The sequence below is a fragment of the Enterococcus sp. 2201sp1_2201st1_C11_2201SCRN_220225 genome (genome assembly GCF_040925905.1).
Taxonomy (GTDB): domain Bacteria; phylum Bacillota; class Bacilli; order Lactobacillales; family Enterococcaceae; genus Enterococcus_C; species Enterococcus_C asini_A.
In genome coordinates, this window is the sequence record NZ_JBCOJC010000015.1 from 15,019 (window position 1) to 41,840 (window position 26,822).

At 42.2% G+C, this 26,822-nt stretch carries 27 protein-coding genes and 1 riboswitch; of the genes, 12 read left to right on the forward strand and 15 right to left on the reverse strand.

Translation table 11 applies throughout. The features are described 5' to 3' along the window. Positions 1 to 83 precede the first annotated feature (83 nt). Positions 84 to 698, forward strand: coding sequence for a 50S ribosomal protein L25/general stress protein Ctc (locus tag AB5754_RS05740; RefSeq protein ID WP_368252313.1), 615 nt, complete (start codon positions 84 to 86; stop codon positions 696 to 698). A 135-nt stretch (positions 699 to 833) separates the two neighbouring features. Next, on the forward strand, positions 834 to 1,151 hold the full coding sequence (locus AB5754_RS05745; protein WP_311833969.1) for a DUF960 domain-containing protein: 318 nt from the start codon (positions 834 to 836) through the stop codon (positions 1,149 to 1,151). 155 nt (positions 1,152 to 1,306) lie between these two features. Here AB5754_RS05745 and AB5754_RS05750 read toward each other — a convergent pair whose 3' ends face one another. From AB5754_RS05750 to AB5754_RS05765, 4 genes are all read right to left on the reverse strand, one after another. Continuing rightward, entirely contained in the window at positions 1,307 to 2,701 is a 1,395-nt protein-coding gene (locus AB5754_RS05750) for an oxaloacetate decarboxylase subunit alpha (protein WP_368259503.1), read from the reverse strand. A gap of 11 nt (positions 2,702 to 2,712) precedes the next feature. Further along, complete coding sequence (locus tag AB5754_RS05755; RefSeq protein ID WP_368251564.1) at positions 2,713 to 3,117, reverse strand: acetyl-CoA carboxylase biotin carboxyl carrier protein subunit; 405 nt, start codon at positions 3,115 to 3,117, stop codon at positions 2,713 to 2,715. A gap of 14 nt (positions 3,118 to 3,131) precedes the next feature. After that, complete coding sequence (locus AB5754_RS05760) at positions 3,132 to 3,467, reverse strand: hypothetical protein (RefSeq protein ID WP_368251565.1); 336 nt, start codon at positions 3,465 to 3,467, stop codon at positions 3,132 to 3,134. Positions 3,468 to 3,596: 129 nt separating this feature from the next. Next, entirely contained in the window at positions 3,597 to 4,625 is a 1,029-nt protein-coding gene (locus AB5754_RS05765) for a helix-turn-helix domain-containing protein (RefSeq protein WP_368251566.1), read from the reverse strand. Between the two features lie 409 nt (positions 4,626 to 5,034). On the opposite strand from AB5754_RS05765, the gene AB5754_RS05770 reads away from it, so the two are divergent. Next, on the forward strand, positions 5,035 to 5,493 hold the full coding sequence (locus AB5754_RS05770) for a hypothetical protein (protein WP_368251567.1): 459 nt from the start codon (positions 5,035 to 5,037) through the stop codon (positions 5,491 to 5,493). Between the two features lie 183 nt (positions 5,494 to 5,676). On the opposite strand, the gene pnp is transcribed toward AB5754_RS05770, so the two are convergent. Both pnp and rpsO read right to left on the reverse strand, forming a co-directional pair. Continuing rightward, the gene (gene pnp, locus AB5754_RS05775; protein ID WP_368251568.1) at positions 5,677 to 7,782 is read right to left on the reverse strand and encodes a polyribonucleotide nucleotidyltransferase; all 2,106 of its coding nucleotides are present in this window, start codon (positions 7,780 to 7,782) and stop codon (positions 5,677 to 5,679) included. Between the two features lie 203 nt (positions 7,783 to 7,985). After that, positions 7,986 to 8,255, reverse strand: a complete 270-nt coding sequence (rpsO, locus tag AB5754_RS05780) for a 30S ribosomal protein S15 (RefSeq protein ID WP_010754582.1) — start codon at positions 8,253 to 8,255, stop codon at positions 7,986 to 7,988. 281 nt (positions 8,256 to 8,536) lie between these two features. Between rpsO and AB5754_RS05785 the strand changes: the two genes are divergently transcribed. The 3 genes from AB5754_RS05785 (at position 8,537) to AB5754_RS05795 (ending at position 9,861) form a co-directional block, all read left to right on the forward strand. Further along, the gene (locus AB5754_RS05785) at positions 8,537 to 8,737 is read left to right on the forward strand and encodes a CsbD family protein (RefSeq protein WP_311833962.1); all 201 of its coding nucleotides are present in this window, start codon (positions 8,537 to 8,539) and stop codon (positions 8,735 to 8,737) included. A gap of 197 nt (positions 8,738 to 8,934) precedes the next feature. After that, entirely contained in the window at positions 8,935 to 9,558 is a 624-nt protein-coding gene (locus tag AB5754_RS05790) for an NAD(P)H-dependent oxidoreductase (protein ID WP_368251569.1), read from the forward strand. A gap of 132 nt (positions 9,559 to 9,690) precedes the next feature. Next, positions 9,691 to 9,861, forward strand: coding sequence for a hypothetical protein (locus AB5754_RS05795; RefSeq protein WP_368251570.1), 171 nt, complete (start codon positions 9,691 to 9,693; stop codon positions 9,859 to 9,861). A 78-nt stretch (positions 9,862 to 9,939) separates the two neighbouring features. On the opposite strand, the gene AB5754_RS05800 is transcribed toward AB5754_RS05795, so the two are convergent. The 5 genes from AB5754_RS05800 to AB5754_RS05820 all read right to left on the reverse strand — a co-directional run bounded on the left by AB5754_RS05800 (position 9,940) and on the right by AB5754_RS05820 (position 16,460). Then, positions 9,940 to 10,089, reverse strand: a complete 150-nt coding sequence (locus tag AB5754_RS05800; RefSeq protein WP_368251571.1) for a hypothetical protein — start codon at positions 10,087 to 10,089, stop codon at positions 9,940 to 9,942. Between the two features lie 87 nt (positions 10,090 to 10,176). Beyond that, positions 10,177 to 11,568, reverse strand: coding sequence for a glycoside hydrolase family 1 protein (locus tag AB5754_RS05805; protein WP_368251572.1), 1,392 nt, complete (start codon positions 11,566 to 11,568; stop codon positions 10,177 to 10,179). A 104-nt stretch (positions 11,569 to 11,672) separates the two neighbouring features. Further along, positions 11,673 to 12,641, reverse strand: a complete 969-nt coding sequence (locus tag AB5754_RS05810) for a LacI family DNA-binding transcriptional regulator (RefSeq protein WP_368251573.1) — start codon at positions 12,639 to 12,641, stop codon at positions 11,673 to 11,675. A gap of 182 nt (positions 12,642 to 12,823) precedes the next feature. Beyond that, positions 12,824 to 15,133, reverse strand: coding sequence for a glycoside hydrolase family 3 C-terminal domain-containing protein (locus AB5754_RS05815; protein WP_368251574.1), 2,310 nt, complete (start codon positions 15,131 to 15,133; stop codon positions 12,824 to 12,826). After that, positions 15,126 to 16,460 carry a PTS sugar transporter subunit IIC gene (locus tag AB5754_RS05820; RefSeq protein ID WP_368259504.1) on the reverse strand — a complete coding sequence of 445 codons (1,335 nt, stop codon included), beginning with the start codon at positions 16,458 to 16,460 and terminating at the stop codon, positions 15,126 to 15,128. Before AB5754_RS05820 ends, AB5754_RS05815 begins: the two co-directional genes overlap by 8 nt. Positions 16,461 to 16,748: 288 nt before the next feature. On the opposite strand from AB5754_RS05820, the gene def reads away from it, so the two are divergent. Further along, a complete protein-coding gene (def, locus tag AB5754_RS05825; protein WP_311833954.1) occupies positions 16,749 to 17,312 on the forward strand; it encodes a peptide deformylase in 564 nt (187 codons plus the stop codon). Positions 17,313 to 17,418: 106 nt separating this feature from the next. Here def and AB5754_RS05830 read toward each other — a convergent pair whose 3' ends face one another. Genes AB5754_RS05830 through AB5754_RS05840 form a run of 3 tightly spaced genes read right to left on the reverse strand, consistent with a single transcriptional unit; the run spans position 17,419 to position 19,509 of the window. Next, on the reverse strand, positions 17,419 to 17,937 hold the full coding sequence (locus AB5754_RS05830; RefSeq protein WP_368251576.1) for a transcription repressor NadR: 519 nt from the start codon (positions 17,935 to 17,937) through the stop codon (positions 17,419 to 17,421). A 20-nt stretch (positions 17,938 to 17,957) separates the two neighbouring features. Continuing rightward, positions 17,958 to 18,800 (reverse strand): chorismate mutase, encoded by an 843-nt coding sequence (locus AB5754_RS05835; protein ID WP_368251577.1) that lies wholly within the window; start codon positions 18,798 to 18,800, stop codon positions 17,958 to 17,960. A 13-nt stretch (positions 18,801 to 18,813) separates the two neighbouring features. After that, a complete protein-coding gene (locus AB5754_RS05840) occupies positions 18,814 to 19,509 on the reverse strand; it encodes an NAD-dependent protein deacylase (protein ID WP_368251578.1) in 696 nt (231 codons plus the stop codon). Between the two features lie 180 nt (positions 19,510 to 19,689). Here AB5754_RS05840 and AB5754_RS05845 point away from each other — a divergent pair, with 180 nt between their 5' ends. From AB5754_RS05845 to AB5754_RS05855, 3 genes are all read left to right on the forward strand, one after another. Then, positions 19,690 to 21,150 carry an ABC transporter substrate-binding protein/permease gene (locus AB5754_RS05845; RefSeq protein ID WP_368251579.1) on the forward strand — a complete coding sequence of 487 codons (1,461 nt, stop codon included), beginning with the start codon at positions 19,690 to 19,692 and terminating at the stop codon, positions 21,148 to 21,150. After that, the gene (locus AB5754_RS05850; protein WP_368251580.1) at positions 21,143 to 21,865 is read left to right on the forward strand and encodes an amino acid ABC transporter ATP-binding protein; all 723 of its coding nucleotides are present in this window, start codon (positions 21,143 to 21,145) and stop codon (positions 21,863 to 21,865) included. The genes AB5754_RS05845 and AB5754_RS05850 overlap by 8 nt, the downstream gene beginning before the upstream one ends. Positions 21,866 to 22,104: 239 nt before the next feature. After that, the gene (locus AB5754_RS05855; protein ID WP_368251581.1) at positions 22,105 to 23,379 is read left to right on the forward strand and encodes an MATE family efflux transporter; all 1,275 of its coding nucleotides are present in this window, start codon (positions 22,105 to 22,107) and stop codon (positions 23,377 to 23,379) included. Between the two features lie 44 nt (positions 23,380 to 23,423). On the opposite strand, the gene AB5754_RS05860 is transcribed toward AB5754_RS05855, so the two are convergent. After that, positions 23,424 to 24,341 carry an EamA family transporter gene (locus tag AB5754_RS05860; protein ID WP_368251582.1) on the reverse strand — a complete coding sequence of 306 codons (918 nt, stop codon included), beginning with the start codon at positions 24,339 to 24,341 and terminating at the stop codon, positions 23,424 to 23,426. A 150-nt stretch (positions 24,342 to 24,491) separates the two neighbouring features. Between AB5754_RS05860 and AB5754_RS05865 the strand changes: the two genes are divergently transcribed. Continuing rightward, on the forward strand, positions 24,492 to 24,788 hold the full coding sequence (locus tag AB5754_RS05865) for a hypothetical protein (RefSeq protein WP_311833946.1): 297 nt from the start codon (positions 24,492 to 24,494) through the stop codon (positions 24,786 to 24,788). 135 nt (positions 24,789 to 24,923) lie between these two features. Then, positions 24,924 to 25,095, forward strand: a riboswitch (Lysine riboswitch). A 122-nt stretch (positions 25,096 to 25,217) separates the two neighbouring features. Then, positions 25,218 to 26,816: an ABC transporter permease subunit gene (locus AB5754_RS05870; protein WP_368251583.1), complete on the forward strand. Its 1,599-nt coding sequence runs from the start codon at positions 25,218 to 25,220 to the stop codon at positions 26,814 to 26,816. The last annotated feature ends 6 nt before the right edge of the window (positions 26,817 to 26,822 follow it).

Genomic DNA, 26,822 nt, shown 5'->3' on the forward strand with positions numbered 1-26,822 from the left:
GCACCACTTTGATGTGCAGAGTTAACGAATTTGCTTTTAAAAAAGAATGTCGTTTGACAAACAATTTTAGGAGGAATTTAGTTATGGCAGTATCATTATCAGTAGAAAAGAGAGCAACCCGTCCCCGTTCCTTGCGCAATCAATTGCGTCATGAAGGAAAAGTTCCAGCAATCATCAATGGTTACCAAGTGGAAAGCACACCGGTTTCAGTCAGTGCTGCTGAGTTGGAAAAAATTTTACGGGACCATGGTGCCAATACCGTTATCACTATGAATGTTGACGGCAAAAAAGTCAACACACTTATCCGTGAAACGCAATCCGACACTTTCACCAAAGCTTTCACTCACGTGGAATTCTTGTCAGTAAACATGACAGAAGAAACAGAAGTTGAAGCCGAAGTCTTGTTAGTCGGTGAATCTGTAGGGGCTAAATCCGGTGGGGTTGTGGCACAAAACTTGTACAGCTTAGTTGTTTCTGCAACACCAGACAACTTGCCTGAACGTATCGAAGTGGACATTACCAACTTAAACATTGGCGATTCTCTAACAGTCGCTGACCTTGCTAAAGATGGGGACTACACCGTGGTAACCGATCCAGAAGAACAAATCGTAGCGATTATGGAACCACAAGCAGAAGAACCAGCTGAAGCTGAAGCTGCCGCTGAACCTGAAGTAATCGGGGAAAAACCAGCAGAATAATGCTTTGACTCACAAAACAGGTCGTCGGATATTCCGGCGGCCTGTTTGTCTTTCTTAAAGTAAGAGCAGTTTCTTTTATTTTCTGCTGTTTTTGAAGTATCATAGCCATAGAGATCACAAAGGAGGTCGAAAAGGATGTATGAAGTATTTGATAGTCACCGTAGCCGCTATGCCTCCGTGGGGGTTGTGTCCAGTATGCCTGGAGAATTGATTGACAGCATTTGGTTGATCATTGATATGGATTTAAAAGGGGTTATCCCTTTAAACAACCTGATTGTCTTTGATTTACTCAATAACAACGGACAAGTTACCATGCACTTTTCTCAAGAAGACAGTGCGGTGGAAATGGCCATTGATTTACCTTTTGCCTACACTGAAGACTTGCCAAAAGAAATCTTTGCCTATGATGATGGCACTCGCCAAACGATTCTTTTACCTGCAGAAACCAATTAAGTATTTATACACAAGGCTTTGACCGTAATCAAGCCTTCACTCGGAACTCACCTGAGACGCAACCAAAAAACGACTAACTTCCATTAAAATCGTGGAAGCTAGTCGTTTTTTCATCCTTAAAACTTTAAATTCTATAAGGTGTTTTCCTTTTATTTTCAATCCACTGCCAAACTCACGGTAACTTCTTGGAGCGGCACGTCGTAAAAGGGATCTTCTCGTCGGCCTAAAAAGTCTTCTGCTTGTTTCGGGAAGACGGCATAGCTCAACACGTCTTCTGTGCTTTTAGCGTATTTGGCAATCGCTGTTTCAAAGCCTGGCATTTCCGGTGCTAAAAGATCCGCCGGGCGCAGGGTGGATACCGGTTCATCCCCGATAATTAACGTCACGATTTCTGGCTCAATGGCTACCGGTGGCTTCCCATACAAGCCTTTTACATAATCTTTAATCTCTTTAGGCACCATTTTATAGCGTTCACCGGAAATCACATTCATCAATGCTTGGGTTCCTACCATTTGGGAGAGCGGTGTGACTAATGGCGGATAACCCAAATCTGCCCGCACTTTGGGCACTTCTTGTAAAACTTCATCATAGCGATCAGCTAAACCTTGCTCGGTTAACTGGCTCAACAAATTAGAAAGCATGCCCCCGGGAACTTGATAAATCAAAGTTTTTGGCTCGGTGTCCTTGACCTTGGGATTTAATAATCCCTCCTTGCGAAAACGATCCCGCACTGGATTGAAGTGATTGGCAATCTTTTCCAGCTTGTCCAAGTCCAAGCCAGTTTCATAGCCTAGCCCCGCCAATGCAATTGCCACTGATTCTGTGGCTGGTTGGCTAGTTCCTCCGGCAAAAGAAGAAATCGCCGTATCAATAATATCTGCACCAGCTTCTGCCACTTTCAAATAAGTCATTTCACTGATGCCACTGGTGGCGTGCGTATGAACTTGCAATGGCAAATCCACTGCATCTTTCATGCGGCTGACCAACTCAAAGCCGGTTCCCGGGGTTAAGACCCCTGCCATGTCTTTAATACAAATGGAGTCCGCACCGAGATTGGCCATTTCTTTGGTCAATTGGACAAAATAATCCACAGTGTGAAAGTCGCTGGTAGTATAACAAATTGCCGTCTGACAATGCCCCCCTGCTTCTTTACAGGCCTCAACAGAAGTTCGCAAATTGCGCACATCATTTAGCGCGTCAAAAACCCGCACCACATCAATGCCATTGGCCACCGATTTTTTGACAAACTCTGCCACTACATCGTCCGCATAGTTTTTATAGCCTAAGAGGTTTTGCCCCCGTAAGAGCATTTGCAATTTGGCATTTTTGATTTCACTACGAATCAACCGCAGACGTTCCCAGGGGTCTTCATTTAAAAAACGCAGACAAGAATCAAAGGTCGCCCCGCCCCACATCTCCAAAGCGTAATACCCCGCCTCGTCCATGGTCTTTAAAATCGGTAACATATCACTAGTGGGCATGCGAGTGGCGATTTGGCTCTGTTGACCGTCTCGCAAGACTGTCTCCATAAATTGAATTTTCTTCGTCATCACACTTCCTCCTAGTCAATGGTAATCAGTGGTTGCCCCGGATTCACCATCTCCCCGGCAGTCACATGAATCGCCGTAACCACACCGTCTTTAGGGGCCACGATTTCATTTTCCATCTTCATCGCTTCTAAAATTAATACCGGCTGATTGGCGGTCACTTGATCCCCCACATTGGCTAAGACTTTTAAAATCGTCCCCGGCATCGGCGCATCAATCCCCTCTCCAGCGGTTGCGTTAGCTTTCGGGGCGGGTTTTGGTTCTGGTGTGACCGGTGCAGGCTCTGGTGTAGGGTGGGCAACGGGTTGGACTACTTGTTGTGCAGGTGGTGCCACAGGTGCCGCTAGTCCTTCTGTCAGCTCCTCCATTTCCACTAAGTATTCTTTCCCATCAATGGCAATTTTGAATTTTCGTAACATACTAATACCCCCGTCTATTTCTTTTGATAGATTTTTTTCACTTGAAACTGACTGTTTGGTGCATCACCGGCAGCAATGGCCGTGGCAATTAACGCTACTTTTTTTGCTTCAGGATTTTTACTCAAGACTTTTTTCACCTGAAACTCGCTTTTAGGTGACTCTCCAGCAGCAATGGCCGTGGCAATTAAGGCCACCAACTCCCGCTCTGAAGGTTCACTTTCCACATAAAAGGGCACTTCTTCCCAATCTGCGTACTCTTCTACTGCTACAGCCGGCGTAGGCGTAAGACGTGTTATTTCTGGTTCTGTCTCTGCTGGCTTTTTTCCAAACAAGCGTTGGAATAACCCCATGGCACTCCCTCCAATGATATCGGTTTCATTTTTACTTATTCCTTCTTTTATTTTACCTTACCACTAGAAAAAAGTCTTGAAATACTGTAAAGAAATCCTAGAGCAGCAAAGCAATTTCGCTTTGCTACTCTAGGAGAGACCGTATATTTCCAAAGGAGAAACGTGGCGCTGGCGATATTTTTGAACCAACATTTCATAGCAGTAAGACAATTCCGGATGTCGGTTAGCTAATTTTTCATAGTCTGGTAAAAAATCATGAAAGAGCCGTTCCAAGCGTTTGGTTGCACTGGTAATCACTACTCTTGGCTCAAAGTCCAAAGTCAAACTTCCTTGAAATAACATAGCTAAAAGCAATAAGCGATACAAGTCTGCAGAAAATTCCTGTCGGTACAAGCCTAATCCCGCCTCAAAAAGAAAATAACGCTGCAATGCTTGTTCTAATTTGCCGCTGACCCACACCTTCTCCAAACCTAAAAGCTGTTGCCATAAAAAGCGATAACTCCGCTCATTAATCACATAATCTGCCAAACCTAAGACTTCTTGAATCCATCGACGGTCAAACCAAGCTTCTTTGATTAAATATTGGTGATGTATGCGCTCTTCTGCTAACTGATACACTATTTTCAAAAGCCGCTGGGGGTGTTTGGCCGTTGTATTTCCTTTCAATAAAGTTGCCAAGTGTAAATAAAAAAACCGAATCTGGGCTTCATTGCCCTGTAACATAGGACGTTTTTGAAAGTCCCAGCTTAAACCATAACTGACTAATAAAGGCTGAATTCTGCGCAGGCGTCGCCGTACCGTTTGAGGACTATGAAAAGCCGCTGTCGCTAATTCCGAAATACCATAACTAGGGTGTTGCCACAGTTGTTGAAGCAAATCTATCATGACACTGTCTGCTACCAAAGTGGCAAATAAATTCCGCTGACAAAACTGATTGTTTTTTAAGAGAAACAACTTTCCCTCGTCTTTGACAATATCCAAACCTACCTGCAAATGCCGACCTTTGACTTGCCATTGGTGGATTCCTTGTAAAATCCGCCCAGAAGAGGTTTTTAAATCCGTGGCTACCTGTAACAGAGATAGTTTATTTTCAAGAAGCAAGCGCTGAACCAATTGAAAAAATAACTGTTCCTCCCGTTCTAAAAGTAAGTCGTACATCTGATCACCTCAAGAAAAATGTACACTATTTTCGAGGACTCGGTTTCCCAAAATGTGGGCTTGCTTCCTGACTTTTTGGGAAATAGAAAACTTGACTTCCTAATTAAAATAGCAATCGTTGTCTTAATCGCTATTCTTTCAAGAAATGAATCAAAAATAACTTATGGTTCTAAAAAAATTGAACACAATATAGACACGCCTTTAAATAAGTTCGCAAAAAAAGGAATATTCGTTTTAAAAAAAAAGCCATTCAAAAGAGGAATGACTTTCCTAGTTTTTCATAATGCAAATCCATCAACGCCCTCAATAAATAACCTTCGTTAAAATTCAAAAAAGAGGTATGATAAGGATAAGAAAACGCCTTCTGATTCTTTTCCCGTCCCTTTTGGCAAATGGAAAGGAGCTATCTATGAAATTCCTTTTGACAATGAACCAAATCGCTTATTTTAAACCTGAAACCACCGCTCGCCGTCTGAAAAATGATTACTACCATGGTTCCGGCAATCCTGTGCATTTTCTCGGTTATTTGCGCTTGATTCGGCTCTTGCCTCGTTTGGCCAGTCGCGCCAAGGAATTCCAACCTGAACTTTATCGAAAAGAAGTTCGAGAAATCTTTCTGGATACCCCCTGGGAACATTCGGAAAATCCTTGGTTTGCCCTGTTCTTACCAGAATTTCGTACGTTTTTCAGCCCAGAAGAATGGCGGCAACTAAAAAAACGCTCCCAAAAGATGTACCCTTTCTTAAACAACCACTTAATAAAAGCCTTGAAACAAGCTTACTCCCAACTCCTACTAGAGCAATTTCTACACATCACCACATTTTTAGATAAAAATTGGAGAATTCACTCAACCAAATTGCGTTGTTAATTAAACCAGCCTTCCGCACTAAAAAAATAACTCCTGTCATACTAGGACAGGCTATTTGTTATGCTCTTTTTAAGATGACAGGCTTACTTCTCTATTGAAAATCCCACAGAGCCAACATACCACTTCCCTCTAGCCACAAAAAAAGCGACACTCTCCATTGAGAATGCCGCTTGTTTGCAATGCTTATTTTTTATCGTCTTCCAATAAAACTTTACGAGACAAGTTGACCCGACCTTGGCGATCGATTTCAGTGACTTTCACTAAGACTTCATCTCCAAGTTTCACCACGTCTTCTACTTTATTGACCCGTTCGTTGGCCAATTGAGAGATGTGAACCAATCCGTCTTTGCCTTTGATTAAGTTTACGAATGCGCCGAATTTTTCAATGCGGACAACTTTTCCTAAGTAAACTTCGCCGACTTTGATTTCTTTGGTTAATTCTTCAATAATCTTAATGGCTTTTTGGATCATTTCCGCATCAGAAGAAGCAATGGAGACTTTTCCATCTTGGTCGATGTCGATCTTCACGCCAGTTTCTTCAATGATGCTGTTAATGGTGTCGCCACCTTTGCCAATAACCACTTTGATTTTTTCAGGGTCGATTTGAATCATTTCAATCTTCGGTGCATATGGGCTCAACTCTTTGCGAGGCTCTGCCAGTGTGCTTTCCAATTGATCCAAGATTTCAAAACGAGCTTTCTTCGCTTGGCTTAGCGCTTCTTTTAAGATTTGTTCGGTAATCCCTTGAATCTTAATATCCATTTGCAAAGCAGTGATTCCTTCACGAGTACCGGCAACTTTAAAGTCCATATCCCCTAGGTGGTCTTCTAAACCTTGGATATCGGTTAAGATGGTGTAGTTTTCTCCGTCAGATACTAGACCCATGGCAATTCCGGCAACCGGTGCTTTAATTGGCACACCGGCATCCATTAATGCCAACGTTCCGGCACAGATAGAAGCTTGAGAAGAAGAACCATTGGATTCTAAGACTTCTGCAACCAAACGAATGGTGTAAGGGAAGGTTTCTTCATCAGGAATTACTTGGAACAACGCCCGTTCCCCTAATGCCCCGTGACCGATTTCCCGGCGACCAGGAGAACCTGCCCGACCTGTGGAACCTACAGAGAATTGTGGGAAGTTGTAGTGATGGATGAAACGTTTGGACTCTTCCACCCCAAGACCATCGATGATTTGATGTTCCCCTAATGGTGCCAACGTACAAGCAGACAAGGCTTGGGTTTGTCCCCGAGTAAAGAGACCAGAACCATGCACCCGTGGCAAAATACCCACTTCTGAAGCCAATGGACGGATTTCGTCTAATTTACGGCCATCAGGACGGATTTTGTCAATGGTGATCAATTCCCGTACGACATCTTTTTCTAAATCTTCGGCTACTTGTTTGATTTCTTTGGTGATTTGTTCAATGTTTACATCTTCGGCATATTTTTCACCGTAGACTTCTTTAACGGTTTCTTTGACCTTTTCGATTTCATCTTCCCGGGCCAATTTTTCTTCTGTCATAACCGCAGTTTTCATAACAGAGTAGTAATTGTCGTAAATGTCTTGTTTCAAAGCAGGGTCCACTTGTAATAAAGTGATTGCCATTTTTTCTTTGCCCACTGCTGCGACGATTTCTTCTTGGAAGGCCACCATTTCTTTAATGGCATCAAAACCAAATAACAAAGCTCCCAGCATATCTTCTTCAGAGACTTCTTTGGCACCGGATTCTACCATGTTAATGGCGTGTTTGGTTCCGGCTACGGTTAATTCAATATCCGTTTGTCCAGCTTGTTCCACCGTTGGGTTCAACACGTATTCCCCATTGACCCGACCGACTTCGACACCGGCAATTGGGCCGTCAAAAGGAATATCAGAAATCGCCAAAGCAAGAGAAGAACCAAACATCGCTGCCATAGAAGGCGCACAATCTTGTTCCACACTCATGACGATGTTGGTTACTTGCACTTCATTACGGAACCCTTCCGCAAACATTGGCCGAATCGGACGGTCAATTAATCGTGCTGTTAAAGTGGCATCGGTGGAAGGACGGCCTTCTCGTTTAATAAAACCACCTGGGATTTTCCCAACGGCATACATTTTTTCTTCATAGTTAATCGTCAATGGGAAAAAGTCTGTGTCTTTGGCTTCTTTTGAGGCTACTGCCGCACTTAAAACTACGGTGTCCCCATAACGTACCAAAACGGCACCATTGGCTTGTTTTGCCAATTGACCGACTTCAACTTTTAAGGGACGTCCGCCCCAAGTCGTTTCAAATACTTGTTTTGTCATTTTCTACTCCATTTCCCTGTGAGTTGCGGGTCTGCGCTACTAAACAAATGAAAAATCCTTTGGGGAAAGTGAGCTTTCATTTGGTTAGTAGTGGATTAACACCGCGCCTCACAGCCGTCTAAATTAGTATCCAGTCTCACCAAACTGGTAGTTGATTACAAAAAGAAAAGTGAGATTCAATGTGAACCTCACTTTTGCAAACATTAACGACGTAAGCCTAATGCTTTGATTAATTCGCGGTAACGAGGTACATCTTTGTTACGCAAGTATGCTAACAAATTACGACGATGACCGACTTTTTTCATCAAACCACGTTGAGAATGGTGGTCTTTTTTATGCACACGGATGTGAGCATTCAATTCGTTGATTTCTTCTGTTAAAACAGCGATTTGAACTTCTGGAGAACCAGTATCTCCTTCAGTACGAGCGAATTGTTTGATGATTTCGTTTTTACGTTCTTTTGAAATTGCCATTTCTTTCACCTCTTTCGTTTGTCCCCTGCAACTGAGTAGGGCGTTGGTGAATCGCCGAACCAAGTAACAGTTGGTGTGTTTACACACAGTAACATTGTACCCGAAAGAGATAAAAATGCAAGTTTTTTTGATTGAGTTTGCGTGCAGTTGACCTCAAAATTGGCATTTTCTTTAAACTACTCCTGCGCTTCTTTCCCTTAAGCAAATTACTTCTCTATTCCCATCACTCATGGTAACGTAATTCTTGTAAGGGTTCACAAAACAAAAAAGGAGGCTTCTTTATGGTAGACAAAGAGGAAGTAAAGGGCAAAGCTACGGAAATCAAAGGTAAAGTAACCCAAGATGAATCTGAAGAATTAAAGGGCAAGCTGCAACAGGAGTTCGGCAAAGCAAAAGACAAAGTCAAAGACGTAGCCGATGATGTGGCTGAGAAAGTCAATGAGTTTGTAGATGATTTGAAAGACAAAGATAAAAAAGAATAGCCTTAATAGTGAAAAGAGGACCGTGACAATAGCCGTGTCACAGTCCTCTTTCTGCCTTTACCAATCAAAAGCAAACTTATTAAACCATTTTTGTGAAGGCTTCCACAAGCAGAAACATTGTCTCTTTTCTCACGCCCCGTTAAGATAAGCTTACTTACGTTTTACAAGTAAGACAAAGAATCTTAAGGAGTGTTCTCATGAGCAATGTATTAGTGATTAAAGCCCATCCGCTATCTAATGAAACTTCCCGGTCTATTCAAATTTTGAAGTCCTTTTTAACTGCCTATGAAACCCATCACCCAGAAGATAAAATCACGATTTTAGATCTTTACGGAAAAGATCAAGTACCAGAAATCGATGGGGAAATTCTCGATGCTTGGCAAAAATTGCGCACCGGCACACCACTTGCTGAGCTGACCGTCAACCAACAAGCCAAAGTCGCAGCTTTTGATGCTTCCATTGAACAATTTTTAGCCGCAGATAAAATCATTATCGCCAACGCTTTGTGGAATTTAAACGTCCCAACTCGCTTAAAAGCTTGGTTTGACACCATTAACGTAGCTGGTAAAACCTTCCGCTATACTGAAAATGGTCCCATGGGTATGACAGAAGGCAAAAAAGCCCTCCACATCCAGTCCAACGGCGGCTTTTACCAAGGCCAAGACCCCGCTTCCCAATACGTGAAATTGATTTTGAATTTCGTTGGGGTGGAATCTGTGGATCAAATCTTTATTGAAGGCATTGATTATGCTCCTGAAAAAGCAGATGAAATTCTTGCTCAAGCAACTGAAGAAGCAGAAAATTTAGCGGCAACATTTTAAACCTTACCCCAACCACCAGTCGAAATTTTTCGGCTGGTGGTTTTTTTCTTCTCCTCAGTAAAAACCGTTTTCAATTGATTTTATCCATGCTAAACTAAAGTCATTCAAAGGTTTCAAGAAAGGCGGTAGCTTATGACAGTAGGACACGCAATTTACTTAAACATTCTTTTTACGCTCATCCCTTTTATTGCCATTATTTTCGCCTTAGTGCTTGGATTTAAGATTTTGAAACAACTAACCGTCATCGCCACCGAATTAAAAAAGATGAACAAAACAAAATCAGAGGATGAGGTGCCCCGCTGAGTTCTTCTCTTTAGAATTAAAAAAACACCACGAGAAATCAGATTCTCGTGGTGTTTACGTATGGAAATAATAAAAAAATTAGCTAGCTCGTCTTTTCTTCACCACAGCAACACCAGCATATAGCACTACCGAAAAAAGAAACAACACCACAAAAGGACCACCTAAATAGATACTGGTAAAGCCTGAAAAAGCCAGTAAACCACTTGCAAGTTTTTCTACTTTTCCCATGAAATCCCTCCTGATTGCTATGTCCTACACCTAATTTCAGACTACTACTTCCCGATTTTGTTGTAAACAATTACACAGACTGTTTTTCTAGACGTGTTCCCGTTCAAAACCATTTTGGGCAATCACATCTGCCATCCAAAAGCTGGATTTTTTCGGCGTCCGTTTGAAATCATCGGCTAAGTCCACCCGATAATAACCGTAGCGATTCTTATAAGCATTTAACCAACTCCAACAGTCTGCAAACGTCCACAAATGATAACCGAAACATGGCGAACCGGCTTCAATGGCCCGGTGAAGTTCTGCCAAATGATCTTCAATAAACTCAATGCGATAGTCGTCTTCAATAATGCCATCTAGGTTTTCAAAGCGTTCTTCTTCCGATACCCCCATGCCGTTTTCTGAGATATACCAAGGAATATTGTGGTAACTTTCTTTCAAACGCATGGCAATGTCATAAATTCCTTTAGGATAGATTTCCCAGCCCCGGTGAGGATTGATCCGTTTTTCTGGCCAATCATAAGGAGCAAATAAATCATGGGGATCTGAGATTGGGCGTTTTGCTTCTTTTGGTGCTTGTACCCGCATTGGTTGGTAATAATTACAGCCCACAAAATCCACAGTATTATTTAAAAAGATTTCTCGATCACCAACTTCGGTCACAGGAGCCAAATTGGCTTCTTTTAACAACGCCACAAATTCTTCATCAAAAGCCCCCTTCACCGCACAATCCAAGAAACTGCGAATATAAATATGATCCGCCCATTTGGCCGCTTCTAAATCAGCTGGCGCTTGGCTTTTTGGATAGACTGGCGACAAGTTTAAAATAATCGAGATTTGACCATCATTGTATTTAGACTGACGAAACGCCGCCACTGCTTTGGCATGGGCTAAAAGAGTGTGATAGCCCACTTGAAGAGCCCGCTTAAAGTCATGAACTTTTGGCCAATGGGCATCCCCATAATAACCACACTCAATGTGGACTAAAGGTTCATTAAACGTAGCCCATTTCTTCACGATATCGCCGAATTGTTCAAAGGCGACACTGGCATAGTAAGCAAAGTGATCCACGGATTCACGCGCTTCCCAGCCCCCTTTTTCCATCAGCCACCAAGGCATATCAAAGTGGAACAAATTAATAATCGGCTCCACCCCATTGTCCACTAATTCTTGGAAGTAATCCCGGTAAAAGGCCACGGCTTTCGGATTTAGAGTCTTTCCGTCAGGCAAAAGCCGGCTCCAAGCAATGGAAGTCCGGAAAGAATTTAAGTTCATGGCTTTCATATTAGCCACATCTTCTTTGTAACGCTCGTAAGTATTGGACGTATTCTCTGGGCCCACTTGGTCGTAAAACAACTCTGGCTCCATTTCAAACCATTTGTCCCAAGTCGTAGCACTCTTACCATCTTTTAAGGCTGCCCCTTCTGATTGTGGCGCACTGGTTGCCGCTCCCCACAGGAAGTTCTTTGGAAATTGATACATGTTGTTGTCCTCCTTGTTTTTAATAGAACATTATTTTACATTTTAGCTTTCTCTAACTCACATGATTAAGAAAAAATACGTTAACAAAGAAATCAGTCTGGATTTTACAGACCAAATATTTCATTTTCTACAATTATTTGCTCTTCTACTAGAATGGCTTTATCATTCATCCGCGACAACAATTGATTGGCACAAAGTTGTCCAATTTTCCTTGTGGGTGCTTTGATGACAATTCGATCCTCCAAAAGTTCGGCCATTTCACTTGTGTAATCATAGTGAGCCAACACAATTTTTTTGTCTTTTGAATTTTTATCTTGATGTAAAAACTCTAAGGCTCCCATTGCCATATTATAGTTTGTTACCAAAAGTGCTGAGATATCATGTTGCAACAAGGTTTCTGCTCCTCGGTAACCACTTAATCGTGAATAATCACCAATAACCGTTGTTAATTCAATCTCAGGATGATCTTGTAACACGCTTTGGGCCCCAATTAACCGCTCCCGAGCGACAAAATCATTTTGCGGTGCCGCTAAAACACCAATTTTTTGATGATTTGTTTTTACAAAATGTTGGACAACTTGGGCGACACTTTCTCGATCAGCCACATGAATTTGATCAATTCCCAAAACTTGTACCGGGCTATTAATCGCCACTACCGGAATGGGCAACTCGGCTAAACGTTCCATACCATCCCAGTCCTGCTCGGAAACAAAAACAACCAAACCATCTACGGCATGCTTCATCAAGTAATCTATTTTACGATCAATATTGGAAAGGTCACCTTTAAATCCACTTAGTAAAATGGAATAGCCGCTTTCCTCCATCACTTCTTCAATGGCACTGATGATTTCTGCTCCAAATTGACTAGAAATACTATTCATTAGTAAGCCTACTGAAAAACTACGATTATTTTTCAATCCTTTGGCGATAATATTTTCTTTGTAATCTAAAGCTTGAATCGCGGCGGCTATCTTCTCCATATTCTGTGATTTTAATTGTTGGCCATTTAAATAGCGGGAAACACTGCCCACAGATACTCCAGCTAATTTTGCAACTTCACGAATGGATGACATCTAACTCGATTCCTTTCCTTTAAGTTCTCTAATGAAACCATTTTACCATTTTTCAGACAAAGGTTCACAAGTAATCCGTGGACAATAGAGACGAAAATCCGAACAACATAATTCATCTCTGCCAGATTAACTCATCTAGAAAGGAATTATTTGCTCGGATAGCGTCATTTCATTCAAGAAACTTAGAGGTTTTCTTCCACTGAACAACCCACTGTCAAGTTGCCAAGCATAACAGTAAAGTTACTGGCTACCTTTTGACGTCGGTCCTGGTCTGTGTAAAGTAGTTGCTCAGGCGACAGATAGAACGAAATATTTGTGGATTCGCCAGGCTGTAATCCCACCTTTGTAAAATCCTTTAGCATTTTGTATCTTTGAATCACTCGCCCACCCTGTAACCGAACAAATAACAAAACTGACTCTTGACCAGCCCGCTTTCCTTGATTAGTCAAAGTAACTGTAACCTTGAATTGGTCTGAGTCTTTTTGAACTTGTAAGTTTTCATAAACAAATGCGGTATAACTTAGCCCATACCCAAATTCATGGAGCGGGGTACCGGGTTCATCATAATAATTGTCTTGCTTAGAGGCCGCTCGCTGATAGTAATAAACTGGCAGTTGTTGGCTATTGCGCGGATAGCTCAAAGGCAAGCGTCCACTGGGATTGCTTTTTCCTGCCAATACTTCTGCAATAGCAACTGCTCCTTGTTGTCCAGGGAACCAGCCCAATAACACAGCATTGGAAACTGTCTCTACTTCTTGAATGTCATAAGGTCGTCCTTGAATCAAAATAGTAACAAGGCGTTTTCCTAGTGCTTGAATGGCAGAGAGCAATTCCAACTGCCGCCCCCCTAATGTTAAGGAAGCTACATCCACATTTTCTCCAGAATCCATGTTGATTCCCTTGGAAGAAACCGCACCGTTGTTCAGAAATTCCATATCAAAATTCCGAGCACTACTCCCCCCTAAAACTAAAACGACCACATCGGCTTCTTGACAAGCTGCTACCGCCTCAGCAATCTTATCTGCTTGATTTTCTAAATTGCGAACTTCACAACCTTCTTTGTAAACAACTTCAGTTTCTGAGAATTCTGCTTGAATTTGGCGATAGATTGTCTGAGCGGACAAAGAAGCACTTTGAGGTGCGGTATAGTCACCTAGCAACTCATAAAAGCCATTTGCATTTGGCCCGATAACCGCAATTTTGTTCAAATCTAATGGTAAAGGTAAAATTCCATCATTTTTTACTAGCGTTACAGACTCTTTTGCCATTTGCAGATTCATTTTTTGCGAGTCATCGATGATTTTTTCAAATTTAGTTTTTGGATCTTTAACAAACGGTTCATCAAAGATTCCTAATAAAAATTTGATCCCTAAAACTCGGGCACAAGCCGCATCTAAGTCCTTTAAGGCGACAATGTTTTCATTAAGGCCAGCTTCAATGTGCAAATAAGTTTCATCCCACAAGCTCAAATCAACACCTGCGGCTAAAGCACTGGCAGCACTTTCCACCTTTGTTTCAAAAACATCACCTAAACGATCCAAAGCCACGCCATCAGCCATGACTAAGCCTTGATACCCCAGTTCTTGGCGTAAAATTCGCTGAAATAGTTCTCCATTGATATGACAAGGCACACCATCAACATCATTATAGGCTGCCATTACGCCTACTGCATTGCGAGTACTTTTTAAGAGCGGACGATAAATATCATTAAATTCTCGACCACCAATCGTAACAGTCCCAGAGTTATGTCCCCCTAGCGCTTCTCCTTGGGCGATACAGTGCTTTAAGACGACGCCTATCGTTCCTGGAGTTCTCTGAATTTCTGCTACAGTTTGATCTAAATAACTATGCTGATCATTTAAAAGGTTCCCCTGAAATCCGGCTACCACCGCTTCACTCATCTTCGCTGACAAAATAGGATCTTCTCCAAAACACTCTTCCGAACGACCCCAACGTGGATCTTTTACTAAGTCTAAAGTAGAAACCAAAGCGAGATGGACGCCTTTTGCCGCTAATTCATTTGCCATTAAGCGACTGGATTGCTCCATTAATTCTATGTTGAAAGAATTTCCTCGACCCAAATTGGTTGGATAAGATACCCCGCCAAGGCCTTGGTGACCATGGGGACATTCCTCTACAATTAAAGCCGGAATCTTCCAGCGAGATTGGCTCATCACATACTCTTGTACTTGATTTACCACTTTCCAACTGTCTTCTGGGGCAATGCCGTTTTCAAAACCGACTTTTGACCAAGGATCAGCCCGAAATAGACCATAAAGAGCGCCCAGCCCACCTCCCCAACGAACATGTTCTTTTAATTTATCCGTCAACGATACTGAGCCATCGGCGTTCTTCTCATAACACTCCCAGCCATAAAGGTGTTGATTGACCTGACCAACTTTTTCTTGAACCGTCAACCGCTTCAGTAAATCGGTCACCCGTTCTCCAATGGTCAGTGCGGGATTTTGATAAGGGTACTCGTACTTACCCAATTAATTCGTCTCCTCTCATTTGAGCCGCTTTATTCGAAGCCAGCACAAAAGGCATAAATAAAAATATATCTAAGACGATTAAAGCGATGGTCAACACGCCCGCTTTCAAATCGCCCCCTGTAGCAATCACCGATTGGATAACCGGTGGGGTAATCCAAGGAGCTGCTGCTACCGTCTTACCAATTAAACCAACACTCGTAGCAAAATAAGCAATGATCAAGTTAATTGAAGGAATTAAGGCACAAGGAATCATGAAAATTGGATTCATAACCACAGGTAAGCCAAACATCACGGGTTCTGTAATATTAAATAGGCAAGTGGTCAAACCCATTTTAGCAATTTGGCGTTCATCTCTTCGACGTGAAACCCATAAAATAGCAATTACTAACGGCAAGATACATCCGCCACCGCCAATCAGGCCAAAGGCATTTGCAAATGGTTCTGTAATAATATTAGGAATCACTTCATGATTTTGAAAGGCAGTCATATTTTCTTCAATAGATTGCAGCATAGGTGCTTGTTTAATAGGTGCTAAAATACTGGATCCATGCATCCCGAAGACCCACAAAAAGTCTGAGAAAAATTGTAAAAACAACATCCCTGGAATGGATAATACAAAACCTTTCAATGGGGTTTGAATGGCTAAGTTAATCAAATCTGGAACATTTAAGCCCGTTGTCTTCTTCAAAACAAAAACAAAAATCCCAAAAATTAAGACAACAATTACTTCTGGAACCAAAGAGTTAAAAGAAGTCGCAACTGCTGGCGGAACTCCATCAGGCATTTTAATCTTTAACTTTTTAAATTTCGCTAAATGAACAAATAATTCAGTACTTAACAAGGCACAAATCATAGCAGTAGCTAATCCCGAACTAGAGGTCAACGCTTGAGGAAAAATCCCTGTAGCTTCAGCAGATGTCCCATCCACCAAGCTCACCATCGTATTAACCGGCATCAAAATAAACATAGTCGCCAAACTTAAAACACCAGCATGAACCGCATTAAAAGATGGATCATCAATCGACTTCGATTTAATATAATAATTTGCTAGATTCACGCCGATATTGTAACAAACAATAATTGCCAAAATACTCATGGTTCCATTGTTCACAATTACGGCCAACTCTGACAAAAAACTCAAATCAACAAATTTTTGAACAACAGCATTGGAAAAAATCAGTGCATTTAACAAGATCATAAAAGACGCTGCCATAACCAGAGGCATAGTAATAATAAATGCATCGCGAATCGCCAATAGGTGCCGTTGTCCGTTGATTTTTGACACAATTGGCAGTAATTTTTCAGACATTTTGTCCACAAATTTCATAAGATACTCCTCATTCCATTTTTCGTTTTTTGAACCGGTTCAAAAGGATAATAGCAAACGATTTCAAAATATGCAATAGTTATTCGCTATTTTTTTGAACCGGTTCATATAAAAGCCTTCTTTTTTGATTTTCTTTTACTTAATCTTTAAGAGATTGAAAGAAAAGTAATTCCTACAGCTATTCTAACAAAATCTATGGTAAACTGTATAAACGAGCTTATCCTTTTATGAGAGCTTTATGAATCATTTCTTGAAAGGAATAGCTAAATTTTTATTGAGGTGAACAACATGATTACGATGGAGGATATTATCCGGGAAGGACATCCCACTTTGCGGAAAGTTGCAGAAGAAGTCCAATTTCCCTTATCCCAAGCAGACATCGATTTAGGCCATGAAATGTTGGAGTTCTTGCAAAATAGCCAAGACCCGGAAAAAGCCGAAGAATTACATTTACGCGGAGGCGTCGGCCTAGCTGCCCCTCAGCTAGATATTTCAAAACGCATTATTGCCCTCCACGTGCCAAGTAACGATCCGGAAAATCCCGAACCAACTTTGAGTACCGTAATGTATAATCCTAAAATCTTGAGCCACTCCGTTCAAGATGCTTGCCTTGGCGAAGGAGAAGGCTGTCTTTCCGTAGATCGAGAAGTCCCCGGCTACGTGGTTCGTCATGCTCGGATTACGTTGACCTACTACGATGAATTTGGTAAAAAACAAAAGAAACGCCTGAAAAACTACGAAGCCATTGTAGTTCAACACGAAATCGACCATTTAAATGGCGTGATGTTTTACGATCATATTAATGAAGGCAATCCTTTTGCACTAAAAGAAGGCGTCTTGGTGATAGAATAGAAATAAGCCCTGGCAAATCGCCGGGGCTTATTTTTTTAGTTCACAAAAAAATTACTAATAGTTTACAGGCGGAAATCTTTAGAGTAAAAACCTTAGCCACCCTTACTTATTCCCGATACAAAATCCCAGCTGCCAATAAAGCTGCTTCAATCTTTTCCAGGTCCTCAGCTTTTTGGTAACGAATGGTGTGCAAATGAATACCATTGGTTAAATCAGACAACAAATTAGCGTTAGTATTGCGGTATTCCTTCAAAAAGGCTTCAATATCCGCTTGGGTCTTAATATGCAAGCCTCCGACTAATTCCCCATACAAAGCGTGTTCCACAATCACATCTACTACTTCACCGCCGTATTTGACGATAGTTTCCAACTCAATGCGAGTATCTTTTGCTTCATGTTGTACTGCAATTTTTTTTAACAAGCCGTCTGTGTGACCAGTCTCTAAAAGATAGCCTCGAGCCGTGGCAATGATTTCTTCTCCCGCAGCTCTCAGTAGTGCTACGTCCCCTACAATAATCTGACGGCTGACGCCAAATTCCTTAGCAAAACGAGTAGCACTAATTGGTTTTTCACTTTGTCCTAGCTGGTTTAAAATCGCTTGTCGTCGTTTGATGCCATCTGTCATAGCCCTCTTTCCTTTCTGTCTTAGTCTTGTCGTGTGTTTTGGTAATGGCGCGAATGCTTCATCACATCTTTAAAAGTTTCCACAATGGTCTCTTCAAACTCTTTTTGCTGAACATTTCCTGCCACTTTTTCCAAAACTTGATCTTCTCTGGAAGAGTCTAACACATTGATCTGGTTGGCTTTTTTAAGATCCGCAATCTGACTGACCGCTTCCATTCGTTCTTCTAATAATCGCACTAATTCCCGATCTATCCGGTCAATGGTCTGTCGTGGTTTTGCCAATGGGTCCTGGGTAGTGACTGTAGTCTCTTCTAAGTCAATGGTTTTAATCACGCGGGCTGGATTACCGCCTAGAACCACATTGTCGCCAAATGATTTCGTCACCACGGCTCCTGCGGCAACCACCACGTTATCCCCTAAAGTTACCCCGGGAATAATAATCACGCCACCACCTAACCACGCATTGTCCCCAATGGTGATGGGTTTGCCTGCTTCTAAGCCACTGTTGCGTTTTGCCGGATGCAAAGGATGAGTGGCAGTCAAAATCTGCACGCCGGGGCCCAACATACAATTATCCCCAAAAGTAATGGGACAAATATCCAAAAAAGTACAGTCAAAATTGGCATAAAACTGTTTGCCTACGTGAATATTATAGCCATAGTCAAAGCGGATATTCGGTTCCGCATAAGGGTGTCCATTACTTGAGCCGAACGCTTCAGCTAATAAGGTCATCCGTTCTTTGGCATCCGTAGCTTCATTGATTTTTTGTAAACGCAAGCGGGCATCTTTACGATCAGCCACAAGTTCAGGATCAGCGGAAAAATACAATTCTCCGGCAATCATTTTTTCTTTTTCTGTCTTCATAGTTGGCTCCTTTTTACAATAATGAAAATACTTCTTCTCCGGAACATTGTACCATGGCAAAAGCCCTCGGCAAAGTTAAGGAAGTTTGATTAATCGCCAAAATTTCGGCGTCCGGCCCGTAATGAATCAAATCGCAAAAAGGATGTACTTGAAAAGAAGTTCCCACAATTACGATTAAGTCAGCTTGACTAACCGCCTTCACTGCTAAATCCAACGTTTCTTGGCTAAAGCCCTCCCCATACAAGACGATTTCTGGTCGAATTTGTCCTCCACAAACTTCGTGGCGATCACTTTGTAAATAGTCTTGCCAAGGGATTTTTTCACCACATTTTTGACAGTGACAGTGGTACAAACTGCCATGAAAATTGACTAAATTTTGACTGCCCGCCTGTTGATGAAGGCCATCAATATTTTGGGAGACCGTCCAAACCTTTTTACACTTTTCCAACGCCGCAATCTTTTTATGAATCACATTAGGCTTGGCCTCAGCGTGGTATATATGCTTAACAAACTGATAGAATTTTCCTGGTTCTGCCAAGAGACAATCACGACTTAAGAGATATTCTGGAGCCTCAATACCGTGATAGACTCCTTGCAAGGAACGATAATCGGGAATACCAGAAGCCGTTGAAACCCCAGCTCCTGTTAAAAAAGTAATAGCTGATGCTCCTTTGATTTTTTGGGCTGCTTGAACTGGTGTCATTTCCATCTTTTTCACCTCATCTTTAGTATACCCGTTTTTGTCAGCGTCAAAAGTGATAAAAAAATTTATCCTAGGTTTTTTACTCAAGCTCTTTTCTTTTTAATAATTATATGCTAGTATAAGCCTCGTTGATATGAATTTTTATTCATTTTTCATTAACTTAGTGTATAAAAAGGAGCTAGAAATATGAAAAAAAGAGTTGGTTTACTTGCCATCTTGCCGATTATTGCATTATTCATTAATCTCTTGCCTTTGCAAGTGACTGCTGCAGAAACCGATCCGGTTTTAGATCGAGTGCAAGCAAATAAAGAGTTAGTAGTGGGGCTTTCCGCTGACTATGCCCCCTTTGAATTTCACGCCACAGTGAAGGGCAAAGACACGATTGTAGGCTTTGACGTAGCCATTGCGGAAAAAATTGCCGAAGACTTAGGCGTCAAATTAAAAGTCGAGGAATTAGGCTTTGATGCGCTACTAGGTGCGTTACAAACAGGCAAAGTTGATATGGTCATCTCTGGGATGAACCCCACACCAGAGCGGGAAAAAGAAGTTAATTTTACCGATGGCTATATGACCGTCACTCAAAAAGTGGTGGTCAGAAAAGCAGATGAAGATAAATTCAGCTCTTTAGAAAAATTAAACGGCGCAACCGTGGGCGTGCAAAAACAAAGTTACCAAGAAGAATTAGCCGCCAGTGAACTGCCGGATTCTGATGTGACCTCTTTGCAAAAAGTTCCCGACTTAATCACCAACTTAACCAATGAAAAAATCGATGGTGTGATTTTAGAAGGGCCGGTGGCAGATGCCTATGCCCAAGTCAATAAAAGCTTAGCCGTGGCGGATAATGTGGTCTTCAAAGAAGGTTCCAAGGAAATGGCCGCCGCAGTTTCCAAAGAAGCTCCTGCCTTTTTAGCTGCTGTCAATGCTTCCATTGCCGACATCCGTAGCCAAGATTTACTCACCGGCTATCAAAAAGAAGCCAATGATTTGATGTTTGCCGAAGAAGAACAAAGCTTTTTAGGCAAATACTTGCCCTACTATTTATCTGGTGCGGGTTATACCGTCTTTCTAGCCTTTATCGGGGTACTCTTTGGGGCAGTCTTTGGTGGCCTTTTAGCTTTGATGAAGCTGGCCAAAAACAAATTCTTAAAAGTAATTGCCACTGTCTATATTGAATACGTACGGGGTACACCACTTTTAGTTCAAATCTTTATCGTGTACTTTGGTACCGGGGTCTTAGGTTTTGATATGTCTAAACTAGCGGCGGGCTGTATCGCCCTAGCTTTAAACAGTGCCGCCTATGTAGCCGAAATCATTCGGGCTGGTATCAACGCAGTGAATAAAGGCCAAGTGGAAGCCGCTCGTTCACTAGGCATGAGTCAAGGGCAGTCCATGCGCTTTATCATCTTGCCTCAAGCTGTGAAAAATATCTTACCCGCCTTAGGAAATGAATTTGTAACGGTTATTAAAGAATCTTCCGTGGTGTCGGTCATCGGTGTTTCCGAGTTGATTTTCCAAACCGGTGTCGTCCAAGGAGCCAGCTTTAAGCCCTTCATTCCCTACGTAATTGTCTCATTGATTTACTTTGTATTAACCTTTACCATTTCCCGTCTATTAGGGGTAGCTGAAAGGAGAATGGCCAATGATTAAAGTTCATGATTTGCATAAAACATACGGGGAAAATGAAGTCCTCAAAGGCATCGATTTAGAAGTGGCAAAAGGAGAAGTGGTCGTGATTATCGGCCCTTCCGGTAGCGGAAAATCCACCTTCCTCCGCTGTCTCAACCTTTTGGAACAACCCACTGGTGGCACCATTGAGTTTGAAGGCCACAATATTTTAGCAAAAGGTACCAATATCAACCAACTGCGGGAAAAAATGGGCATGGTTTTTCAAAGCTTTAACCTCTTTCCCCATATGACCGTTTTAGAAAACTTGACCATTAGCCCCATCCAAGTCAAAAAAGAAAATCCCGGAACAGCTAAGGAACTTTCTTTAGAGTTGTTAAATCAAGTGGGACTTGCTGATAAAGCTTCTGCCTATCCTGCGAGCCTTTCTGGCGGACAACAACAACGGGTCGCCATCGCCCGAGCACTAGCGATGAAGCCGGATGTGATGCTTTTTGATGAACCAACCTCTGCTCTAGATCCTGAAATGGTGGGAGAAGTTTTAGCCGTGATGCAAGACTTGGCAGAAAAAGGCATGACCATGGTGGTGGTCACCCATGAAATGGGCTTTGCCAAAGAAGTAGCGGATCGAGTAATTTTTATGGATCAAGGGATTATCCAAGAACAAGGCACGCCAGAAGCAGTCTTTGACCATCCTCAAAATCCACGAACCCAAGACTTTTTGCGCAAAGTGCTGTAAAACAAAGGATTATCGTTCTCCTCACATAAGTCTTTCTATCATTTATCTACTCTTTTATTTCTAAAAAACAGGTTATCCGGAAAATTCTTCATCCGGGTAACCTGTTTCTTTGTAATCGCCTTGTACTTCTTATAGTCCCGTGCTAGAATGGGCGGAACTACACTTAAAAGCGACATAAATAATACAGAGCAGACTTGGCCTTTAGGACAAGCCAGCTCTTTTTTTGGAGGGAACAGAAGATGAAAGAAGTTCGCAGTTATGTACTGCGCAGTGTTTTAAGCACATTAGGCTTATCTGTGTACATTTTAGCGGATACCTTGTTTATCGCTAAAGGCGTGGGCAATCTTGGTTTAACTGCTTTAAATATCGCCTTGCCCTTATTCAATCTATTAAACAGTCTCGGCCTGCTTTTAGGGATGGGAGGCGCTACTTTATTTAGCCTGCGGGGAGCAAAGGATAATTATTTTTCCCAATTACTTCTAGTCGCCTTGTCAGTGGGCGTACTGTTTACCTTGTCCGGGATTTTTTTCGTGGAACCTATCGCTCAAGGATTAGGCGCTAGTGCGGCTACTTTAAATCTGACAGTCTTATACTTGCGCTTCATTTTGATTATGGCGCCCTTTTTTATCTTAAACAATCTAGTCTTGGCTTTTGTGCGCAATGACGGTAACCCTCAGCTTGCCATGATGGCCATGTTATCTTCCAGTTTGTTTAATATTATTTTTGATTATCTCTTTGTCTTTCCTATGAATATGGGCATGGCGGGAGCAGCTTTGGCCACGGTGCTTTCGCCAGTAGTGAGTTTGGCTATTTTAAGCCTTCACCGGAAAAGGCCTCAGCGGAAACTACACTTACAACTAACACGGCCTACGTGGGATGTCTTATCCCACAGTGTCCAACTAGGGACAGCTTCTTTTCTAACGGAGATGAGTACCGGAATTTGTATTTTAATCTTTAACCAATTGCTCCTATCCCTTCAAGGTGATGTGGCTGTGGCGGCTTACGGCGTGTTAGCCAATGTGGTTTTAGTGGGACTAGCATTATTTACTGGGGTAGCTCAAGGGGTACAACCCTTAATCAGTCGCGCTGCCAGTAAAGCCGATGATGCCGCTGTCCGTCTTTATTTACGCTATGGTATGAAAGTAAGCTTGATTTTAGCCAGCTTGCTTTACGTGGGACTGCTAGTCTTTAAATATCCCATCACCGGCTTTTTCAATACCGATCAAGATCCAATACTGACTAAACTAGCGGTGGTAGGTATTCCCATTTACTTTTTGGCCTTCTTTGCTTCCAGTCAAAATATTCTTTTGTCCATCTTCTTTGCCGCAGTGGGCCGTGCTCGCCAAGCCTTTGCCATTGCCCTGTTTCGTGGCTATCTCTTTATCATCCCCGCGGCGCTTTTCTTTAGTCGACTGTGGGGGATTGCCGGCGTTTGGAGCAGTTTACCCTTTGCAGAATTTGCTACTTTGATAATTGGCGCTAGCTTTTTAATTCGTTATCGCAAAAGACAATAAAAAATGTCTTGGTCTGAGCTAGTTGCTGGACCAAGGCATTTTTCTCACCCATCATAAAACCCTAAAATAGCAATCCCAATCATAATTGCAGCAATCACCACGTAATGTTTGGCTTTTAAGCGTTCCTTTAAGAAAATCCGTCCTAATAAGACGGAGACAATCGCATAAGAAGAAATCAATGGTGCGGTAATCACTGCTTCTTTACTGGAAATTGCTCCGATATAAAAGAACTGTCCCAGTGTCTCAAAGATTGCTGCTAAGGCTTTGTCACGTTCTTTTAAAAGAGCAAAGCGTTCTTTTTTCACGAAAGTTAGATAAACCCATAAAATCAGAGCAACGATTAAGAAAGTTAGTTCATAACTCATATTAGCCTGATCTTCTGGCATGATGTTCTTATACTCTAAATAATAACTGTCTAAAAAGGTTCCCAGACCGTCAATGACCATGTACAAAATCGGAAATAAAATTGCGACAGCACCGACCCGATACTTAGCCTCGATTTTGACCCCTTCTTTTTTCAGCTCCAAATCATCTGCTTCTTTTTCAAAGATAGATAAGAGTAAAATCCCCACTAAAATCAAAGCAATGGCGACAAATTGCAAGCCTTTCAACGAGTTGCCCAATAATAAGAAGCCCAACAAGGCAGTCACCGCTCCAGAGGAATTGCTAATAGGCGATGAAATCGAAACTTCAATGTAGCGTAAGCCAAAATAGCCAATGGCCATGGATAATATGTACATCCCTGAAACAGGCAAATACAATAAGAGATTGTGCCAGTCATACTGGACTCCTTCATACAACCAATAATAACCAATGGCGTGAAGCCCCATCACGAGCCCTACCATGATTGTGGTCTTCATAGCCGAATGAGGGTCTTTAATGTTATTGCCTTTTTTATAAAATAAGTCCGCGGTACCCCAAGCTAAAATCGTGATTAATGCCGACGCAAACCACATTCCCATCACTTCCTTTTTTCATTTTCTTTTTAAAAATATCTTAAACTTTTCCTAAGGTCAAATGATTGGGTATTTTTTTCACAATAAACCATCATTTCATGACACTTTAAAGGAAACATGGTAAAATGACTAAGGAATAAAGTGAGGTGAAACATCATGGTACCATTTATTATTTACTGGGCTGCAATTATTGTTTGTATCGCTTGGGCAGCATTGAGCATTTTCTTCTCTATCTTCTATTTAGCAAGAAAAGAAAACGGCAATTTGTGGGCTTTTGCGTTGTTTAATGTCATCGCTGCCATCGCTTTGGCAATCGTCTTGGCTATTTATCGTACGTGGGGTTGGGGCATCACCCAATACTCTAGTTTGATTTATTTGATCCTTGGCGTATTAGTTGGGCTTTCGGTTCTTCAAGCCATCCTTGGCCGGGAACCAAAACCAAAAGCAGCTTAATCTCGTTTCATACCGAAAACCAGTCTGTTAGCTCAGATTGGTTTTTTTGATTTTCAGAAAAAATTGACATTATCTTTCATATCTAGTAAACTCCATTATGTAAAAAGCACTATTATTAAAATCGAGATACCGACTTCACCGAGTAGAGGTTGCGAAGGTCATTAATCCTGCAGAGCATAGCATTGCCTTGAAGCAGGCCTAGGGACATTCGCCGAAACGAGACTGAGATGCTAATCTTTCTTCGTTGGGCTGCAAATGAATAATTTGCAGACTGTCTTGGCATTTGCCAAGGTGCGCTATGTTTTGTGAGTGGTTTGTCAACGAATTTTGTTAACAGCCGTTTCCTAACATAGGAACGGCTGTTTTTTTGTCCTCCAAAACGGACAGAAACTTCACCGATTGCAAGCGGTTCTCAAGAAGGAGCAGAATATGAAAAAGAAGTTCACCCTGTTTGTCTTGTTAAGTTTCTTAGTTCCCTTTATTACGTTAGGCATGACACAATCGGTCAGCGCCGATGAACAAACTCCAGCCGACACTTTCCGCGTAGGGATGGAAGCCGGATACGCCCCCTTTAACTGGACTCAAACCAGTGACAGCCACGGTGCCGTTCCCATTGGTGACAGCAACAATAGCTGGGCTGGAGGCTATGATGTGCAAATCGCCAAAAAAATCGCAGACGGTTTAGGCAAAAAATTAGAAATTGTTAAAACCGACTGGGATGGCCTGCCGGTGGCCTTACAATCTGGCCGTATTGATGCTGTAATTGCCGGGATGTCTCCCACTGCGGAACGGAAAAAAGAAATCGACTTTAGCGATCCTTACTACGAATCTGATTTGGTAGTAGTGGTCAAAGCCGATAGTAAATACGCCAATGCCACGTCACTAAAGGATTTCACCGGTGCCAAAATCACCGCCCAACAATCTACCTTCCACTATACGGTAATTGATCAAATTCCTGAAGTGGACAAACGGCAAGCTTCGAAAAGTTTCTCGCAAATGAGGGCAGCTTTACTTGCTGGGGATATCGATGGCTATGTCAGTGAGCGACCAGAAGGCGTTACCGCAGAAACCGCCGACAAGAAATACAAAATGGTGGAATTTGCAGAAGGACAAGGTTTTGAAACCAATCCTGAAGACGTGCAAGTAGCCATTGGCATGCGTAAAGGCGATGCTGACATTGCCAAAGTCAATCAGATTTTAGCGGGAATTTCCGCTGATGAGCGGATTAAACTAATGGATCAAGCCATTGAAGATCAACCGGTAACTAGCGATGCCCAAGAAGAAGGCGGACTTCTTCACGACTTTAAAAACATTTGGAACAATTACGGCAAACTCTTCTTACAAGGCGCAGGCTTAACCTTATTTATCGCGTTGTTTTCCACGGTGGTAGGAACCGGGATTGGCCTCTTAATCGGGGTTTTCCGTACGTTGCCAAAAGCCGGCAGTAAACTAGGTACTCTCATTCAAAAACTTTGCAACGGCTTATTGACCATTTATATTGAAGTTTTCCGAGGTACGCCAATGATGGTACAAGCTATGGTCATCTTTTACGGGCTAGGTATGGCTTTTGGCATTAACTTGGATCGAACCTTTGCCGCCCTCTTGATTGTTTCCATTAATACCGGCGCCTATATGTCAGAAATCGTTCGAGGTGGGATTTTCGCCGTGGATGCGGGGCAATTTGAAGCGGCCCAAGCCATTGGGATGACCCATGGCCAAACCATGCGCAAAGTTGTCTTGCCTCAAGTCTTGCGGAATATCTTGCCGGCTACCGGGAATGAATTTGTAATCAACATTAAAGATACCGCAGTTTTAAGCGTAATTTCCGTAGCGGACCTCTTCTTCCAAGGAAATTCCGCAGCTGGTACCAACTACCAATACTTCCAAACCTTTGCCATTATCGGCTTGATGTATTTGGTGATGACTATCACCGTTTCCCGCCTTTTGCGCTTTGTAGAAAGCCGCTTAGACGGTCCTGCTTCCTATGAAAAAACCGATACAGCCACCTCTGGGGAATTGAAAGAATAGGAGAAG